This window comes from Sulfurimonas sp. (assembly GCF_041563035.1).
Taxonomy (GTDB): Bacteria; Campylobacterota; Campylobacteria; order Campylobacterales; family Sulfurimonadaceae; genus Sulfurimonas.
Map to the genome: position 1 here is coordinate 155,714 of NZ_JBFFNS010000003.1, position 18,095 is coordinate 173,808.

21 protein-coding genes are annotated in these 18,095 nt (G+C 33.8%); 16 read left to right on the forward strand and 5 right to left on the reverse strand.

From position 1 onward, the window contains the following. The 5 genes from ABZC13_RS04135 to plsY form a co-directional block, all read right to left on the reverse strand. Entirely contained in the window at positions 1 to 252 is a 252-nt protein-coding gene (locus tag ABZC13_RS04135) for a YfhL family 4Fe-4S dicluster ferredoxin (protein ID WP_373000498.1), read from the reverse strand. 102 nt (positions 253 to 354) lie between these two features. Further along, on the reverse strand, positions 355 to 1,653 hold the full coding sequence (locus ABZC13_RS04140) for a sensor histidine kinase (protein WP_373000501.1): 1,299 nt from the start codon (positions 1,651 to 1,653) through the stop codon (positions 355 to 357). A 149-nt stretch (positions 1,654 to 1,802) separates the two neighbouring features. Next, on the reverse strand, positions 1,803 to 2,477 hold the full coding sequence (hsrA, locus tag ABZC13_RS04145) for a homeostatic response regulator transcription factor HsrA (protein WP_373000504.1): 675 nt from the start codon (positions 2,475 to 2,477) through the stop codon (positions 1,803 to 1,805). A 101-nt stretch (positions 2,478 to 2,578) separates the two neighbouring features. Continuing rightward, entirely contained in the window at positions 2,579 to 2,908 is a 330-nt protein-coding gene (locus ABZC13_RS04150) for a dihydroneopterin aldolase (protein ID WP_373000507.1), read from the reverse strand. Continuing rightward, positions 2,908 to 3,522, reverse strand: a complete 615-nt coding sequence (gene plsY / locus ABZC13_RS04155) for a glycerol-3-phosphate 1-O-acyltransferase PlsY (protein WP_373000510.1) — start codon at positions 3,520 to 3,522, stop codon at positions 2,908 to 2,910. Before plsY ends, ABZC13_RS04150 begins: the two co-directional genes overlap by 1 nt. A gap of 99 nt (positions 3,523 to 3,621) precedes the next feature. Between plsY and nadA the strand changes: the two genes are divergently transcribed. The 16 genes from nadA to ABZC13_RS04235 are packed head-to-tail and all read left to right on the forward strand — an operon-like array spanning position 3,622 to position 18,073. Then, positions 3,622 to 4,620, forward strand: a complete 999-nt coding sequence (gene nadA / locus ABZC13_RS04160) for a quinolinate synthase NadA (RefSeq protein ID WP_373000513.1) — start codon at positions 3,622 to 3,624, stop codon at positions 4,618 to 4,620. Beyond that, on the forward strand, positions 4,617 to 5,432 hold the full coding sequence (nadC, locus tag ABZC13_RS04165) for a carboxylating nicotinate-nucleotide diphosphorylase (RefSeq protein WP_373000611.1): 816 nt from the start codon (positions 4,617 to 4,619) through the stop codon (positions 5,430 to 5,432). The genes nadA and nadC overlap by 4 nt, the downstream gene beginning before the upstream one ends. A gap of 11 nt (positions 5,433 to 5,443) precedes the next feature. Next, positions 5,444 to 6,493 carry a flagellar biosynthesis protein FlhB gene (gene flhB / locus ABZC13_RS04170; protein ID WP_373000516.1) on the forward strand — a complete coding sequence of 350 codons (1,050 nt, stop codon included), beginning with the start codon at positions 5,444 to 5,446 and terminating at the stop codon, positions 6,491 to 6,493. A 28-nt stretch (positions 6,494 to 6,521) separates the two neighbouring features. Then, on the forward strand, positions 6,522 to 7,199 hold the full coding sequence (locus ABZC13_RS04175; RefSeq protein ID WP_373000520.1) for a bifunctional oligoribonuclease/PAP phosphatase NrnA: 678 nt from the start codon (positions 6,522 to 6,524) through the stop codon (positions 7,197 to 7,199). A gap of 1 nt (position 7,200) precedes the next feature. Next, on the forward strand, positions 7,201 to 8,568 hold the full coding sequence (locus ABZC13_RS04180; RefSeq protein ID WP_373000523.1) for a M23 family metallopeptidase: 1,368 nt from the start codon (positions 7,201 to 7,203) through the stop codon (positions 8,566 to 8,568). A gap of 12 nt (positions 8,569 to 8,580) precedes the next feature. Further along, a complete protein-coding gene (lpxC, locus tag ABZC13_RS04185; RefSeq protein ID WP_373000526.1) occupies positions 8,581 to 9,465 on the forward strand; it encodes a UDP-3-O-acyl-N-acetylglucosamine deacetylase in 885 nt (294 codons plus the stop codon). Next, positions 9,458 to 9,919, forward strand: a complete 462-nt coding sequence (locus ABZC13_RS04190) for a hypothetical protein (protein ID WP_373000529.1) — start codon at positions 9,458 to 9,460, stop codon at positions 9,917 to 9,919. Before lpxC ends, ABZC13_RS04190 begins: the two co-directional genes overlap by 8 nt. A gap of 8 nt (positions 9,920 to 9,927) precedes the next feature. Next, positions 9,928 to 10,809, forward strand: coding sequence for a homoserine kinase (gene thrB / locus ABZC13_RS04195; protein ID WP_373000532.1), 882 nt, complete (start codon positions 9,928 to 9,930; stop codon positions 10,807 to 10,809). A gap of 31 nt (positions 10,810 to 10,840) precedes the next feature. Continuing rightward, positions 10,841 to 11,104: a hypothetical protein gene (locus ABZC13_RS04200; RefSeq protein ID WP_373000535.1), complete on the forward strand. Its 264-nt coding sequence runs from the start codon at positions 10,841 to 10,843 to the stop codon at positions 11,102 to 11,104. Then, positions 11,088 to 13,736: a translation initiation factor IF-2 gene (gene infB, locus ABZC13_RS04205; RefSeq protein ID WP_373000538.1), complete on the forward strand. Its 2,649-nt coding sequence runs from the start codon at positions 11,088 to 11,090 to the stop codon at positions 13,734 to 13,736. Before ABZC13_RS04200 ends, infB begins: the two co-directional genes overlap by 17 nt. Beyond that, positions 13,733 to 14,089 (forward strand): 30S ribosome-binding factor RbfA, encoded by a 357-nt coding sequence (gene rbfA, locus ABZC13_RS04210; RefSeq protein ID WP_373000541.1) that lies wholly within the window; start codon positions 13,733 to 13,735, stop codon positions 14,087 to 14,089. The genes infB and rbfA overlap by 4 nt, the downstream gene beginning before the upstream one ends. Next, complete coding sequence (locus tag ABZC13_RS04215; RefSeq protein WP_373000543.1) at positions 14,086 to 14,535, forward strand: ribosome maturation factor; 450 nt, start codon at positions 14,086 to 14,088, stop codon at positions 14,533 to 14,535. The genes rbfA and ABZC13_RS04215 overlap by 4 nt, the downstream gene beginning before the upstream one ends. Beyond that, positions 14,529 to 15,539, forward strand: a complete 1,011-nt coding sequence (ribD, locus tag ABZC13_RS04220) for a bifunctional diaminohydroxyphosphoribosylaminopyrimidine deaminase/5-amino-6-(5-phosphoribosylamino)uracil reductase RibD (RefSeq protein ID WP_373000546.1) — start codon at positions 14,529 to 14,531, stop codon at positions 15,537 to 15,539. The genes ABZC13_RS04215 and ribD overlap by 7 nt, the downstream gene beginning before the upstream one ends. A 1-nt stretch (position 15,540) precedes the next feature. After that, positions 15,541 to 16,266 (forward strand): bifunctional demethylmenaquinone methyltransferase/2-methoxy-6-polyprenyl-1,4-benzoquinol methylase UbiE, encoded by a 726-nt coding sequence (gene ubiE / locus ABZC13_RS04225; protein ID WP_373000549.1) that lies wholly within the window; start codon positions 15,541 to 15,543, stop codon positions 16,264 to 16,266. A 20-nt stretch (positions 16,267 to 16,286) separates the two neighbouring features. Next, positions 16,287 to 17,474: an exodeoxyribonuclease VII large subunit gene (xseA, locus tag ABZC13_RS04230; RefSeq protein WP_373000552.1), complete on the forward strand. Its 1,188-nt coding sequence runs from the start codon at positions 16,287 to 16,289 to the stop codon at positions 17,472 to 17,474. Continuing rightward, the gene (locus ABZC13_RS04235; RefSeq protein WP_373000555.1) at positions 17,471 to 18,073 is read left to right on the forward strand and encodes a hypothetical protein; all 603 of its coding nucleotides are present in this window, start codon (positions 17,471 to 17,473) and stop codon (positions 18,071 to 18,073) included. Before xseA ends, ABZC13_RS04235 begins: the two co-directional genes overlap by 4 nt. Positions 18,074 to 18,095: the final 22 nt, after the last annotated feature.

The window sequence follows — 18,095 nt, forward strand, 5'->3', positions numbered from 1 at the left end:
CTACTCTTCATCTTGTAAATGTTTTGATTTAAATTGAAGTTCTGCTATAGATTCCACATTATCTTTATCTAAAACAATACAATCAACTGGACATACAGAAATACATGCAGGTTCATCATAAACACCAACACATTCAGTACATCTATCCGGATCTATATAGTAAATAGGATCACCCTCTTCGATAGCAGTAGTCGGACACTCTTCACGACATGCATCACACGCAATACACTCATCATTAATTAATAGAGCCATTAGTAAACCTTATGTTTTATAGTTGTTTTTTTATAGAAATAATTTTCTATGTTTTACATGTCCGATTTATATCAAATTATAGCTTCAGAATTTTTTAAATGATTATCTTTTTGGCAGTATACAAGATAATTTAGAGTTTATTTCTAATGAAGATATTGTACCGTCAATTCCATCAGTCCTATTTCTAATATTTATCTTTGCTCCTAGCGCATCAGCTGCACTTTTTGCTAAGAATAATCCTAGACCAACACCAGACCTGTTCCCTTGTCTTTTAAACGGTGCAAAGAGATCTATACTTTCATCTATACCACATCCTTCATCAATGACTTCAATAAGTAGTCCAAACTCACTCTGAGAACTTCTTAGTGTTACTGACTTCTCTTGTTCTGTAAATTTTAGAGCATTTTGTAAAAAGTTTTGAACAATTTGATTCAATAGGGATATCTGTAATGTTGCCATAAAACCATTTGGTTCAAAGTTCATATGTAACTCTTTGCCTTCATTCTCAGCTAACAGCTTGAAATCATTTGCTTTTTCACGTAGTACAGCGATTACATCAACTTCTGTAGGTTTTTCAAGTTGAGCACCTTCTTGGCGACCAATGTTGAGAATATTAGATACGATAACGTTCATTTCATCAATAGTCTTATTCGTTGTCTTAAGGGCATCTATGTACTCTTCAGGACTTCTTCTTTTAATGAGAGTTACCTGATTTTTTAGTTTTATTACTGCAAGTGGAGTTTTAAGCTCATGTGCTGTTCCAATGAATAGTTCTTTTTGATATTTCACAAAGTTTTGTATTCTGGCTATAAGGTGGTTGATTGTACTTCCAAGTGGTTCAAACTCTTCAGGTAGTTCTTTTACTTTTATAGGTCTCATAAGATGCTCGTTCATGTTTGAGAGTCTCGAACTAATCGTTTGAATTGGTGTGATCAACATTTTTGATAGAGCGATTGCATATACTATTACAAGTATAAAACCGAGGATATTGATTATAAATATATAACGGAGAATTTTAGCTAATAATTTTTTTGTAGGAGTTATCTCTTTTGTGATTTTAAGATAGCTTAGTTCGTCAAAATTAAATGGATATACTAAGGTTAGATATGTGTGCCTTTTTTTTGTACTTTCATACAGGTCTATATCTTGGTTTAGTTTTTTGATATGAATTATCTCAACATCTATTCCGAGAACAGTATCAGGAGTATCAGGATCTATTTGAACAAGCGATTGATTAGTTGCTATATTCTTTGCATACTGAATCAGTTCTTGATGTTTTTCATCATATATTGAATTTTCAATATAAAAATATAAAAATGATGAAAATATAAAAATTAGGGAAGCTGATGCAAAGATCAGTTGAATCAGAAAGTTTCTTCTAATACTTTTTTTTGAAAACATTTATTACCTTGATATAAATTATATGTAATTATATCCTAGTATATTAAAATAAAAAGAGAGTGTTTGATGAAATTATTGCCCAAAGGTAAAGCTATAGTTGTAAGCGCAGTGAAAAGGAAGCGGGTTCCTTTTCGCGTTTTAAATAATATCTAGTTTATTTCTTTAGGGAAACAAAAACGGTAACCACGACGACGAACAGTCTCGATAGTTGTAATATTTAACGGTTTATCCATTTTTTGTCTAATCTGATTAATAGCAACTTCAATTACATTTGGAGTAACTAGTTCAGGCTCTTCCCAGATTGCGTCAAGAAGTTGTTCTTTAGAAACAATTTGATCACGGTGACGAGCAAGGTGAGTAAGAACTTCAAAAGGTTTACCTTTAAGCTCAATCTCTTGATCTTTGTAAGTAATTTTTTCTTCTTCAGGATTGATAACTAAATCTTCAATCTCAATTATATTACTTCCACCAAAACGAAGACGAGCCTCAATACGAGCAATTAGAACATCAAAGTCAAATGGTTTTCTGATATAGTCATCAGCACCACTTCTTAGAGCTTCGATTTCACTTTCGTTGTCATCTCTTGCAGATAAAACAACTACAACTGTTTTTGGAGTGTTAGTTTTAATATCACCAATGATATCTACTGAATTTCCATCTGGAAGCATCCAGTCCATTAAAACTAAATCATAATTACGAATGTCTAGGTAGTATTCTCCATCTTTAAGAGTTTCTACTACGTCACTTTGGTAACCAAATTCTTTTAGTCCCTCAGCAAGCATTTTGTTTAATGTTACTTCATCTTCTATAATAAGAATGCGCATTAATTTTGTCCTATAAGTGAATATTTTGGCGGAATGATATCATAATTTTAGCTAACTTTAAAGTTTTTTTCAACTTTTTTTAATAATTCTTTAACTTATAATTAAGATTGGGATTTGTAATTATTGCTCACACTTACCTTGCAATCGGGTAAAATCGATGGTTTTGTTATCTTTATAAACATGCTTTTTATCGAAGAATATTCTTTAATTAACTTTAAATTCAACTTATCTAAAGCCTCTTCAATAAGAAAAAACTCACTTTTTATCATAATTTCTTTAACTAATTGAACAATTTCGGCATAATTTAGGAAGTTATTTTCATAGTTGTAATCTATTGTAATATTGATAGTTACATCTTGAGGAGTTACTCTTTCAAAATCTAAAATTCCAATAATACATTGCAATTTTAGGTCTTCAATATGGATAGTCACTAAACTACTCTTTTTTCTTCACCTTTTAGAAGACGAATGATATTGGGAATATGCTTATAATAAAGAATAAATACTATGAAAACTACAGGGGCGTGAGCCATTTGAGGATGGATAAAAAAACTAGAGATTAAAAGTGCTGCTACACCTGTAAGTGATGAAACAGAAGAAATACGAATTGTTTTTGCGCCAATAGCCCAAACTACAAGAGCAATAATTGTCTCTATAGGAAGCATAAACATCATAACTCCCATACCTGTTGCTATACCTTTACCACCTTCTAGACCTAAGTACGGACTAAAACAGTGACCTATTACAGCAAGAACAGCAATTCCCCAAAGTGTAGATTCACTCATACCGGCAAAATAAGCAACAGCTAAAACTAAAATACCTTTTAGTGCATCTAGAGCTAGAGTGGCAGCTCCAAGTTTTTTTGCCAGATCAGGGTTTGTTTCTTTTACAACTCTGAGTACATTTGTAGCACCAATACTACCGCTTCCACTTGCTTTAACATCTACCCCTGCAAACTTCTTTGCAAGAAGCAGACCAAATGGAATACCACCAACAAGATAAGCCGCTATAAAAAATTGTACATTCGTGTTAAATAAAAATTCCATCAAATACCTTATATATTAATTGCGACATTTTACTTTACATATAGTTATAACTATATAAAATTCGATATAATTACAAAATTATAAATTAAGGGTTATTTGTTGAAGTTTACAAATGAAGAATTAAAACAAAAAATTATTGAACTAAAAAAGAAGTTAAGTGTAACTCTTGTGGCACATTTTTACCAAAGAGATGAAGTTTTTGAAATGGCTGATATTACTGGTGACTCTCTAGAACTTGCTATTAGAACAAGAGATGATGATGCTGAATTCGTAGTTTTTAGTGGTGTTGGGTTTATGGGACAGAGTGTAAAAGTACTCTCTCCACATAAGAGAGTGGTTATGCCAAAAGCAGCTTGTTGTGCAATGGCGAGAATGATTGACTCGATGTATTATGATGAATCTGTTAAGTTCTTAGAAGATAATGGAATATCAAAAGACAATATCTTACCTATTACATATATTAACTCTAATGCTGATGTAAAAGCAAAAGTTGGTGAAATGGGCGGTATGGTCTGTACAAGCTCAAACGCTAAAAAAATTATTACAACAGCTTTGGGTGAGGGTAAAAAGATTCTTTTTGTCCCAGATAGATGTCTAGGTCAAAATATAGCAAACCAAATGGGACTAAACTCTTGTGTAATCGGAGACGGAAAAGATCCTAACGATGCAGATATTATTTGTTATAACGGTTTTTGTTCAGTTCACCAACTTTTTACAGTTGAAGATATTACTTTTTACCGTAAAAAATATCCAGGTATTTTAATAGCAGTGCATCCTGAATGTGATCCGGCTATTTGTGACGCTGCTGATTTTGTTGGATCTACTTCTCAACTGATCAAGTATATAACAGAGCTTCCAGAAGATCAAAAAGTTGCAGTTGGAACAGAGTTTAACATGGTTAATCGTCTAAGAGATAAGAATACATATGTCCTATCATCTACAAAACCTGAGTGTCCGACAATGAATGAGACTACTCTTGAAGATGTTTACCTTACTTTGAAGTCAATCGATGATGGTGAGCCTTTAAATGAGATACTTGTAGATGAAAAGACTCAAAAATGGGCAAAAATTGCTTTAGAGAGAATGTTGGCATTATGATAGAAAAATTTGTAGTAGATACACTTGCAGAAGATGTTGGTCGTGGAGATCTGTATGCTCTAGTTGAGCCAAGCGTAGATGCTAGTGCTAAGATTATTGCAAAAAGTGAAGGTGTAGTAGCCGGATTAAAGTATATAGATGTATTAGCCAAACTAGAGAAATTTGAAATCACTTGGTTTAAATGTGACTCTGAAGTATTTGTAAAAGGTGATGTGATAGCTACGATTAGTGGAGATTCGCATACTCTTCTTCGTATTGAGAGAACACTTTTAAATATGCTTTTACATGCGAGTTCTATTGCAACACTTACTAGAAAATATGTAAACATCATCGAGCCATATGGTGTAAAGCTTTTAGATACTAGAAAAACTAGGCCACAGCTTAGAGTTTTTGAAAAGTATGCAACAAGAACAGGTGGTGCAGTAAACCATCGTATGGGACTTGATGACTCTTTGATGATTAAAGATACACATCTTAAAACTATTAAAGATCTAAAAAGCTATATAGACAAAGCCAGAAAGAATATTCCTTTTACTGCCAAGATAGAAGTAGAAGCTGAGAGCTTTGAAATAGCAAAAGAAGCGATGGCTAGCGGTGCTGATATTGTTATGTGTGATAATATGACACCAGAGCAAATTTCTGAGATTGTAGCTTACAGAGACGAAAATTTTTCGCATATTCTTTTAGAAGCAAGTGGAAATATTTCACTGGACACAATCGAATCTTACGCTGCGAGTGGTGTAGACGCTATAAGTAGTGGCTCATTAATACACCAAGCAAATTGGATAGACCTATCTATGAAAATGGACTAAAGTTATAATCCATGGCTGATGATGCTGAAAAGACAGAAGAACCCACCCCCAAAAAGATAGAAGATGCCAGAAAAGAGGGTAATGTTCCGAAGTCACAAGATGCTTCCGGAGTTATTACTCTCTTTGTTGCAATATTAGCTACGCTGATGCTCTTTCCTTATATGAGTTCTCATGTCTTACAGCTTTTTAAATATTATTTCTCTTTGATTGGGACACCATTAGACAAGTTATTCATGATTGACATAGCAATCGTGACGGTAAGAGAGTTTCTTCTTATTATTATGCCTTTAGCGATAGCGGTTGCTATATCAGGTATTATAGCGGCACTAGCGCAGTTTGGATTTCTTTTTACGACAAAGGCCATTGTTCCTGATTTTAAAAAGATTGATCCAATAAAGGGAACGAAAAACTTGTTTTCTATGAAAAAAGCAATAGAGTCTGTAAAGGTGACATTTAAATCTTTTACAACGCTAGGCATAGGTTTCGTTTTTTTCTTTTTATATATAACTGAACTACCAACAGTCGCGCTTTTTAGTTTAGGAGAACAGCTTTCCTGGTTAAAAGATAAAGCAATTATTTTAGCCTTTGTTATGCTTGTAATAATTTTTATATATGCAATAATTGATGTCGTAATAGTTAGAAAACAGTACTTTGATGGTCTAAAGATGAGTAAACAAGAGGTCAAAGATGAGATGAAAAATATGGAAGGGGATCCTTTAATAAAAGGTAAAATTCGCCAAATTCAGATGGAAGCTTCTAGAAAAAGAATGATGGCAGAAGTACCAAATGCTGATGTGGTTATTACCAATCCAACACACTATGCAGTTGCGCTGAAATATGAAGAAACAAAGCGTGCACCAATAGTAGTAGCAAAAGGTATGGATAATATTGCTCAGCAGATTAAAAAGATAGCAAGAGAAAATAATGTACATATTGTTCAAAATCCTCCATTAGCAAGAAGTCTATATGCTGATGTGGAAGTTGATAAGCCGATACCTGAAGAGCTCTTCGCAGCGGTTGCTGAAGTACTTGCCTACGTTTATAAAATGAATAAAAAATAGTGTATAATCACAAAAGTGTGAGAGAGATATGAATAATATTTTAGATGGAATTAATAACGCAAAATATGTTATGATAGTTGCAGATGCCAAAAATCTGTCAAGTGCCAGTGCTTTGTATACATATGTACTTAGGTTACATAAAAAAGTCTCTTTGGTTTGCGAAACTAAAAATATAGATAATAAGCTGTCGTTTTTACCATGGTTTGAAAAAATAAAATCTGCAAAAGTATCATCAGCTGATTTTATAATAGAGCTTGAGAGTGGCAGTGTTGAGCTTTTTAATCTGTTTAAAAATAACAATATTAAGATAAATAATAAGATGGCAACTGCACTTTACGGAGGGCTTTTGCAAGAGAGTAACGGCTTTTTAAATTCTAGTGTCAATGGTACATTTTTTGCTATGGCTGAAGAACTAATAAAGTGTGGTGCAGATTATAAAACTTGCAATAAATTTATAATGAAAAGAACCACTTTATGCGCTTTAAGGTTAAAAGCAATAATGCTAGAAGGTATGATTCTTCAAAATTCTGCAAAAGCTGCTGTGTTTTACATCTGTGATGATGATCTTAACTCAACAGGGGCAACTATTGAAGATTGTGATGAAGCTTTAATAGAGGCATTGAAGCTGCCTCAGGTAGAATTATCAGTTTTGCTAAACTTAAATAATGAGTATGAAGTTTTAAAAATAATAAATAAGGAAATATAGTTTGAGAAGAAGAAACGGTAAGTCTTCGTTAGGTGTTAAGTTAATATTCGCTTTAGTAATAGCGGGAGCTGTATATGTATATAGTTCTGCAATGTTTGAGAGAGAAGTTCCAAATATCAGTCTACATTCAAATGGCTATTGGAATTTAAAAAAACCACTAAAAATCGATATAGATGATGTTAGTGGTGTTAAATCATATAGTGTAATTTTAAAAAGTAAAGATGATGAGAATACTCTACATTATGAGCAGTTTATAACACCAAAAGGTTCACTAAGTGTAGAAGTAGAACCACCAAGAAGTGCTTATGCTATGAAAGATAAAAGTATTAAAATCATAGTTCAAGCTACAGATGCAAGCAAGTGGAACTTTTTAAATGGTAATACATCTGTTAAAGAGTTTGAACTAAAAATTGATAAAAAAAGACCAGAACTATCAATCATCAGTAATTCATATAAAATTAAAAAGGGTGGGGCAGCTCTTGTTATCTTTAAAGTGAACGATGAAAACTTAAAAGAGTTTTACATTCAAACAAATTATGACAAAAAGTTCAAAGCACAACCTTTTTATAAAGAGGGCTACTATATTTCTTTACTAGCATGGCCAGTAGTAAATGACAGTTTTAAAGCAACAATCATCGCTAAAGACTATGCTGAAAATAGTTCAAAAACTTATATCCCGTTATATATAAAACAAAAGAAGTATAGAGTCTCTAATATAAAGTTAAGTGACAAATTTCTAAAAGGAAAAATTGCTCAACTTGCAGAAGAGTTTGTTGAAACGCAAGGTGTTGAAGACGCAATAGAGCAATTTAAAATTATAAATGAAGATGTAAGAGCTAAAAATGAAAAGCTGATTCACGAGATCACTTCTAAAGTTCCAGATGATATGATAAGTGATTTTAAAATTAATAAAATGTATCCACTAAAAAATGCACAAGTTGTTGCTACATTTGGAGATCATAGAAAGTACTCTTATGAAGGTAACCCAGTAAGTGAATCATACCATCTAGGTTTAGACATGGCAAGTAATGCTCAGGCTCAGATAAAACCTCAAAACAGCGGTAATGTAGTATATTCAGATTATAATGGAATATATGGAAACATGCCTATTATTCATCATGGACTTGGTCTATATACTCTGTATGGTCACTGTTCAAGCGTTAACGTTAATAGCGGTGACTTTGCTAATGCTAAAGATAATGTGGCAAATACAGGCAAAAGTGGCTATGCTATGGGGGATCACTTACATTTTGGTGTTTTAATCCAAGGAGTTGAAGTCCGTCCTGCAGAGTGGATGGATAAAGAATGGATGCAATTAAATATCAGTGATGTTATTAAAAATGCTAAACAAATTATAGATAGAAGCTAAGGAAATATAATTATGTATCAAACTACTATAAAAAAAGCTGTTGAGTTAGTTGGAATAGGGTTACATAAGGGAACTCCTGTTCGCTTAAGACTAGAACCATTAGAGTCAAACAGTGGGATAGTTTTTTATAGAAGTGATGTAGATGTTGCAATCGCCCTGACACCAGAAAATGTAGTAGATACTAAAATGGCAACAGTTATAGGTAAAGATGGAGTTGTGATCTCTACTATAGAGCATATGCTATCTGCTGTTTATGCATACGGACTTGACAATTTAAAAGTAATAGTGGACGCTGATGAAGTTCCGGTTATGGATGGAAGTAGTGCAAGTTTTTGTATGCTTTTAGATGAAGCAGGCATTCAAGAATTGGATAAGCCTAAAAAAATTATGCGTATTAAAAAAGAAATCATAGTTCAAGAGGGGGAGAAGTATGTAAAACTCTCTCCATCGCCTGATCTTAAATATGATTTTACTATTAAGTTTCCTCATCCTGTGATCAACAAACAAGAGTATGTACTAGAATTTACAAAAGAGAGTTACAAGAATGAGATAGCAAGAGCTAGAACATTTGGCTTTTTACATGAGGTTCAATACCTTCGTTCAAAAGGCTTAGCCCTTGGCGGTACTTTAGAAAATGCAATTGTATTAGATGATAAAAAGATCTTAAATCCTGAAGGTTTGAGATTTCCGGATGAGTTTGTAAGACATAAAATCTTAGATGCGATAGGGGACATGTCTCTTATTGGTATGAACTTTATAGGGAACTATGAAGCAATGGCAGGAAGTCATGATTTAAATCATAAACTAACTGTTGAGTTACTAAAAAATCCTGAAAACTATGAAGTCATAGAACTTGTAGGTGAAAAAACTGCGGAGTTAGAAAAAGCATATGCCTAAGATTATAGATGTTGTTCTAGTCGCTTTGTCTTCACCAATACAGGTAGGAATATATGAAGATAAAAAGCTTATAGATACTATTGAGAGTCAAGAGAAAAGTTCAGATGTTTTACCAAAGATATATGATGACATTTTAAAAAAATATGAAGTAAAAAATCTTTTTTATGCAAATGGACCTGGAAGCTTTATGGCGATAAAAGTTGCATATATTTTTCTGAAATCTCTTAGTGTTTTGAAAAATATACCACTTTTTGCAACAGATGCATTTTATTTTAATAAAAATCAACCTATAAAAGCGATTGGAAAGCTATATTTTGTTAAAATTTCATCAGAAATAAAAACTCAAAAACTAGAAACAGCACCAAATATGGAATTTAAACTCCGGGATGTGCTTGATTATAGTGAGTTTAGCACAATAGCAACGCCTCTTTACGGTATTGGGGCTGTTGGATAGGAAAATAATTGACAATAAGTGTACCAGCAACAAGTGCTAACCTAGGACCAGGATTTGACTCTTTAGGCTTAGCTGTAGATCTACGAAATACAGTAGAATTTCATCCATCAAAATTTTTCAGTGTCAGCATTAAGGGTGAAGGTGAAAATAACCCAAGATTAAAAGGTAATAACCTTTTTGTAAGTATATTTAATGATCATTATAATAGACTAACTCAGAAAAAACAAAACTTTAAGTTTACTTTTTTTAATCAAATTCCGATGTCACGAGGTCTTGGAAGTTCATCTGCCGTAATTGTTAGTGCAATTGCAAGTGCACATGAAGCAGCCGGTATCAGAGTTTCAAAAAGAAGAATTTTAAATCATGCACTTTTTTATGAGTCTCATCCAGACAATATTACACCAGCAGTTATGGGTGGTTTTAATGCTGCAACAGTTGAGAAAAATAAGGTTTTTTCACAGAGAAAACATCTTCCTACATATTTAAAAGCTATAGTTACGATACCAAACAAGCCAATTAATACATCGAAAGCCAGAACGCTTTTACCAAAATCTTATTCTAAAGAGAATGCAATATATAATTTATCACACACAGCTTTAACAGTCGGAGCATTTTTTAATGAAGATTGGGAAATGTTAAAACTTTCTGCACAAGATAGATTTCATCAAAAAGCTAGAATGAAAGTGCTACCTGAACTATTTTCTGTACAAAAGACTGCATATGAAAGTGGTGCCCTGATGAGCACGCTTTCAGGGAGTGGATCTACATTTTTTTCAATGGCATATGATGAAGATTCAGCTATGATTGCGAACAAATTAAAGCAAAAATTTCCTGATTTTATTGTGAAAACTTTGGATTTTGATAACAATGGGTTGGTAATAGAGAGATAATCTCTATTAAATCAAGTAAGATTTAGATATAATGGCGAAAAAATTTAATCAACCTTTTCGAATGTGCATCTCTTGTAGAAATAGAGAAGCTCAAAGTAATCTGCTGAGACTTCAATGTATTGATGGTTCAATAGAAGTATTCAAAGGGATTGGAAGAAGTTTTTATTTATGCGAAAATTGTATCTTTGAAGAAAAAAAAGTTTTAAAAGCACTTATGCGTCAATGCAAAAGTGGAGACAAAGATAAATTTACGAACAAACTAAAGGAGATCATCGCTGATGATAGAAAAAGTTAGAGTACACGAAATTGCAAAAGAACTAGGAATAGCTTCTAAAGATGTTTTAGAAAAAGCAAAAAAAATGGGTCTTGAAGTGAAATCGGCACAAAGCGTAGTGACAATGGAGCAAGCTGAGGGATTAGCAAACTTCATTATGAATGGTGAGGTTGCCGCTGAGCCAGCAAAACCTGCAGAAAAAACACCTACTAAAGCAAAAAGTGATACTCCAAAACAAGAAGAAACTCCTGAAGTAGAAGAAAAGCCTGTAGAGAAAAAAGCTACTAAAGAGGTTGAAGAAGCTCCTAAGACAGAGACAGTTAAAGAAGAAGTTTCTAAGCAAGAAGAAACTCCGAAAGAAGAAGTAACTATAGTTGAGACTAAGGAAGAACCTAGCGCAGAAGTAAAAGAGGATAAGAAAAGCCCTTTAAAAGTTGTTATACCTGTTGTTACTCGCCAGATTAAAAAAACAGGCCTTAAAATTGTTAAAAAGAAAAAGCCAAAAGTAGAAGAGACTTATTCTGCTCCTGAAAAACAAGCACCGACAGTATCTTCTTATGGTAAAGTAAGTGCAGAAGTTTTAGAAGAATTAGCTCAAAAGAAAAAATCTAAACAAGGTAGTGCAGCACCTACAAGAAAAAAAGAATCTGGTAAAAAGATAGACATATTTGGTGGAGCAATGAGTGAAGTCTCTATGGATATGGATGATCAAGTTACTTTACTTGATTTAAATTCAACAGAGAGAGCTCCTCTTCCTGTTGAAGAGCCTAGAAAACCTCGTGCACCAAAGCCAGCAGGTAGAAATGCTAATAAGAAGCAAGCACCTCGTGGTAGAAAAGTTTCCCGTGATAAAAGAAAAAAATATGCAAAAACGGCACAAGAAGAAGAAATAGTAACTCATGTTGAGATTCCTGAAGATATTCGTGTTTATGAATTTGCAGAAGCACTAAAACGTCCAATGTCTGATGTAATTAAAGTTCTTTTTGATCTTGGTATGATGATGACTAAGAATGATTTCTTAGGAAATGATGAGATTGAGATTCTTTCAGAAGAGTTCAATGTAGAAGTTACAATTATCGATCCTAAAGATGCGTTTAACTATGAAGATGACTTGGCTCATGATTTAGAAGAAGATAAAGATGCTACGGAGAGACCTCCTGTTATTACAATAATGGGTCACGTAGATCATGGTAAGACATCATTGCTAGATGCTATTCGTGAAGCAAAAGTTACTGAAGGTGAAGCTGGTGGAATTACTCAACATATTGGTGCTTACACAGTTCATCAACATGGTAAAGCAATTACTTTCTTAGATACTCCTGGTCACGCTGCATTCTCTCATATGCGTCAGCGTGGTACAGATGTAACAGATATTATTGTTATCGTTGTTGCAGCTGATGATGGTGTAAAACCTCAAACTCTTGAAGTTATCAAACTTGCAAAAGAATCAGGTGCTCCTGTTATTGTAGCACTTAATAAAATGGATAAAGAAACTGCTCAACCAGATATGGTTAAAGGTCAAATGGCTGAGCAAGGTATCAATCCAGTTGATTGGGGTGGGGATGTAGAATTTATCCCTGTTTCTGCAAAAAGTGGACTAGGAATTGATGATTTACTTGAAAACATTCTAGTAACTGCAGAAGTTCTTGAATTACGTGCAAATGAGAATGCAATGGCTAAAGCTGCTGTTGTTGAATCTTCTTTGGAAAAAGGTCGTGGTCCTGTTGCTACGGTAATCGTTCAAAACGGTACTCTAAAAGTTGGTGATTATGTTGTTTGTGGTAGTGCTTACGGACGTGTTAAAGCTTTAATAGACGAGCACGGAAAACAGATTAAATCTCTCCTTCCAAGTCACACAGCTGTTGTAGTCGGACTTAATGAAGTACCTGCCTCTGGTGAAGTTATGATGGCAATGAGTAACGACAAAGAAGCTAAAGAGTATGCTCTTAAACGTCATGAATATGATAGACATAAAGAGCTTTCTCACTCTACTAAGTCAACGTTAGAAGATATGACTTCTATGATTGCAGAAGGCAAATTGAAATCTCTTAAAGTTGTACTTAAAACTGATGTTCACGGTTCTCTTGAAGCACTTAAAACTTCACTTAATGAGCTTAGAAATGATGAAGTTAAGATTAACGTTATCTCTTCAGGTGTTGGTGGGATTACAGAAAATGATGTTGAACTGGTCTCTAACAGTGAAAATTGTGTACTTCTTGGTTTCAATGTTCGTCCTACTGGTAGTGTAAAAGCACTTGCTAAACAAAGAAATGTTGATATTAGAACTTACTCTATTATTTATCAACTACTTGATGATATTACTGGTATGTTAACTGGTATGATGGCACCGAAATTTACTGAAGAAAATACTGGTCAAGCTGAAGTTAGAGAAGTATTTAAAATACCTAAAGGTGTTGTTGCTGGTTCTGTTGTTGTTGATGGTAGACTGATTCGTGGTGGAATGGTTCGTGTTATCCGTGATGGTGTTGTTCATTATGAAGGTGAACTTACTTCTCTTAAACGCTTCAAAGATGATGTAGAAGAAATTGGTAACGGTTATGAGTGTGGGGTTGTTATTAGTGGTTATGACGATGTTGTACCTGGTGATATCCTTGAAACATTCAAAAAAGTTGAGCAAAAAGTTTCTCTGTGAATGAAGCAGAAATAAAAATCAAGAGAACAGAGTCACTTCTCTTGGAATTGATCCCAGAAGCACTGGGTCAGTTAAATGACAATAGACTTCATGAGTTAGATATTATTGAAGTTAAATGTTCTCGCGGTAGAAGTGATGCTAAGGTTTATATAAACCCACACAATTACTCTGAAAAAGATAAAAATACTTATCTTAGACAGCTTAGAAAAGCTTCTCCTATTATTGAAAATTTCTGTCTTAAAGATCAAGGTTGGTATCGTTGTCCGAAACTAACATTTGAGTTTGATGCACAGATTAAAAAATCACAAGATATTGAAGAACTATTTAAAAAGATTGCAAAGGATTCACAGTGAGCTTAGAGAGTGATATAAATTCATTAGTTTCATCAGTTGATTTGGAACTTTACGACACTTTAATTGTTAGTGAAAATGATGAGACAATTTACCGTGTAAGTGTAATTTCAAAAGAAGTTATAGATGGCAAGAGAAGTGGTGTATCACTTGACAATTGTGTTGCACTTACGCATTTGATATCTCCACTGCTTGATGTTACTCCTCCTGTATCTGGTGATTATAGACTTGAAGTTGGTAGTCCTGGTATTGAGAGAAAGTTGACAACTATTAATCATTTTAAAAAATCTGTTGGTGATAAAGTAGCTCTTAATTCAGTTTCAAAAGAGAAGATAAAAGGTGTTTTAGCTAAAGTAGAAGGCTCTAAGATATTTGTTCAAACTGAAAATGAGACAGTAGAAATCGAGTTCAACGATATAACAAAAGCTAAAACTTACTTTGAATGGTAATCGATTCTAACTTTTATATGAACCTTGCTTTGAAAGAAGCTTGGAAGTATCAAGGTCTAACTTATCCAAATCCGGCAGTTGGTTGTGTTATTGTCGGTTCAAACAGAGAACTACTATCTGTAGAAGCACACAAAAGAGCTGGATTTCCTCATGCGGAAGTTTTAGCACTTCAAAGTGCATACTTCAAGCTTACAAAAGATTCTAAAATACTTGAACTTACATCTTCAAATGATATCCATACATTTCTCTTGCAAAATCATAATAATTGCTTCAATAATATTTCTCTTTATACTACACTGGAACCATGCTCACATATAGGTAAAACTCCATCTTGTGCATCTCTAATTTCTGAGCTTGGTATAAAAAAAATATTTGTTGGTTTTAACGATATCAATAATGAAGCGTCAGGTGGAAATTATATAATTAAAAAAAGTGGAGCCAACGTTCAAACATCTATCTTAGAGAGAAAGGCACAAGATTTAATAGCACCGTTTAACATATGGAATCAAGATAGATTCGTATTTTTTAAATGGGCACAAAGATTAAACGGTACTACAGATGCGGGTACTGTAAGTTCAGCTCATTCAAGAACAAATGTTCATGCTATGAGAGATGTGTGTGATCTGCTTGTAATCGGTGGAAACACAGTAAGAGAAGACAGACCGACTCTAGATGCCAGACTAGTAAATGGTAAAGCCCCAGATATATTAATTATATCAAGAGAAAAAATATTTGATAAATCAATACCACTGTTCGCAGTTGAGGATAGAGAAGTATTTATAGAAGATAATTTCACACAACTTAATAATTATAAAAATATTATGATAGAAGGAAGTTCAAAAATGTTCGAACTTACTAAGGAAATTGTTGATTACTACTTATGTTACTTGGCTCCTACGATGAATGGAAGTAGTGGATTTGAAAAAGTAGAAGAAAAATTTGAAATTTTAAATATAGACCAAGCAGACCAAGATATAATCATGTGGATGAAAAGGGAAAAATAATATGAAAAAACAAGAAACACAAAAACAAGAAAAAATCGTCTCAATGTTTGATGACATCGCACCAACTTATGACACAGCAAACCGTGTTATGAGTATGGGTGTAGATAAGAGTTGGAGACGTAAAGCTTGTGATTTAGCTTATAAATTTTATGGTAAAGATTCTCTTGATAAAATTGTAGATGTAGCTTGTGGCACCGGTGATATGATGGACTTTTGGCGTTCTCGCGCTGAAATGTCCGGCATAGCTATTGGCGAAATTGTTGGTGTTGATCCATCTGTTGGTATGGTTGATGTGGCAAAAGAGAAATACCCTAAGTTCAACTACCATATCTCTAAAGCGACAGAGATTCCACTTGAAGCCGAGAGTGCAGATTTTTTAAGCATTACATATGGCATCAGAAATGTTGTAGAGAGACAAAAGGCTTTAGATGAGTTTAATAGAGTCCTTAAAAAAGATGGACTAGTTGTTATACTTGAATTTATGAAAAATGAAAATCCATCTCTACTTGGTAAGATCAGAGATTTTTATATGAACAGAATTCTTCCAAAAGTTGGTGGATTTATCTCTAAAAACTTAGAAGCATATGAGTACTTACCAAACTCAATTGAAGACTTCTCAACAGTAGAAAATATGCAACATGAACTTGAAGCAGCCGGTTTCGAGATGCTATATACAAAAAGCTTCTCTATGGATATCTCAACACTATTAATAGCTAGAAAAAAATAATTTTTACATAAGGTGAAGCTTTGAATGTTTTAAATGTTTCATCACTAAATGAGCAGATTAAAACTCTTCTAGAGAGTAGTTTTTCTCGTGTTCTTGTCGAGGGAGAACTCTCTCGAATAACTTTCCATAACAGCGGGCATATATACTTCACGCTAAAAGATTCAACATCAACCCTAAAAGCTGTAATGTTTAGAGGCAATGCCTCTAAACTAAAGTTTCAGTTAAAAGAGGGTCTTAAAGTCATTTTAGATGGTGCTATAACTCTATATAAACCTAGAGGTGAGTATCAGATTAACTGTTTCTCAATTGAACCTGCCGGTCATGGAGCTTTAGCATTAGCTTATGAGCAATTAAAGCAAAAGCTTACATCTCAAGGCTATTTTGAACCAAGTAGAAAAAAGCAACTTCCGAAGTTTCCTTCTAAAATCGCACTCATCACATCAGCATCTGGAGCGGCTTTGCAAGATATGTTAAGAGTTGCTAACTCTAGATATAGAGCATTAGAGATAGATGTGTATGATGTTTTAGTTCAGGGTGATAGTGCAGCGTCTTCAATAGCGAATGCTATTATTGTAAGTGACACAAGAGACTATGACTTTATAGTTGTCGGTCGTGGCGGTGGTAGTATAGAAGACCTATGGGCTTTTAATGAAGAGATAGTGGCAGATGCTATCTTTAGAGCAAAAACACCTATTGTTTCCGCTGTAGGTCATGAGATAGACTGGGTGATCAGTGATTTTGTTTCAGACCTGAGAGCGCCGACTCCAAGTGCTGCAATAGAGATGACTTTACCGGATTCTAATGAACTCTATCAGACATTAGACTCTATATCATCTCAATACACACAACTGATGTCTCAAAGAATACAGAGTTCAAAACAAGAACTTACTCATTTGTATAACTTATATTCAAGCCATTCTATAGAACGAAAACTAGAACAGAAGATGCAAGAAGTGAAAGTTTTAAAAGACTCCTTTTCTCATGCAATGACTACAAGACTTAATGTTGCCCAAAATCAAGTTTTAAATCTACAAAAGATGATAGAATCAAATCATCCAAAATTAAAAAGTAAAAAAGGCTTTGCACAAATATCACAAAACTCAAAAGTTATAGACATATCCAGCTTGAATGTTGGAGATGAATTTATGGCACAGAGTGATGAAGTTAGTATAACTGCAAAGGTAATTAAAAAGGAAAATATTACATGAATTATCCAGATTTTTTTAACGAAGTAGAAGTTATAAAAGTACAAGATCCACTTTCAGCAGTTTTAGGTGCATTCGTAAAGGGTGAGTACGAGTTTAACTATTTAGACGTAGTTAAATCAGCAGGACATAGTTGTCCAACTGTAGCAGGCGCTTACCTGATAACAGCAGAAGCTTTAAAAGCTCTCTACCCTGATGAAGTAGCTGTTCGTGGAAACATCAAAGTCGAGTTTAAAGAGTCACTTGAAGAGGGTGTTGCTGGAGTAATCAGTAATGTTGTATCTCAAATCACAGGTGCGACAGATAAGAGTGGTTTTAAGGGACTTGCAGGAAAATTTGCAAGACACTCTCTTATGGATTTTGACGCATATATAGACTCTTCTGCTAGATTTACTAGAGTTGATACAGGTAAGAGCGTAGATGTTATGTATGATCCATCATCTATTATGCCTAGTCCAAATATGCAGCCATTGATGCAAAAAATGATGGGTGGTTTAGCACAACCTATTGAGATAAAAGAGTTTGGCGAACTTTGGCAAGACAGAGTAAAAAGAATTTTTGAAAACACTCAAAGTGTTGTAAGAGTTGTGCCATTAACCTAAGCGTATGAAACATCCTCATAGA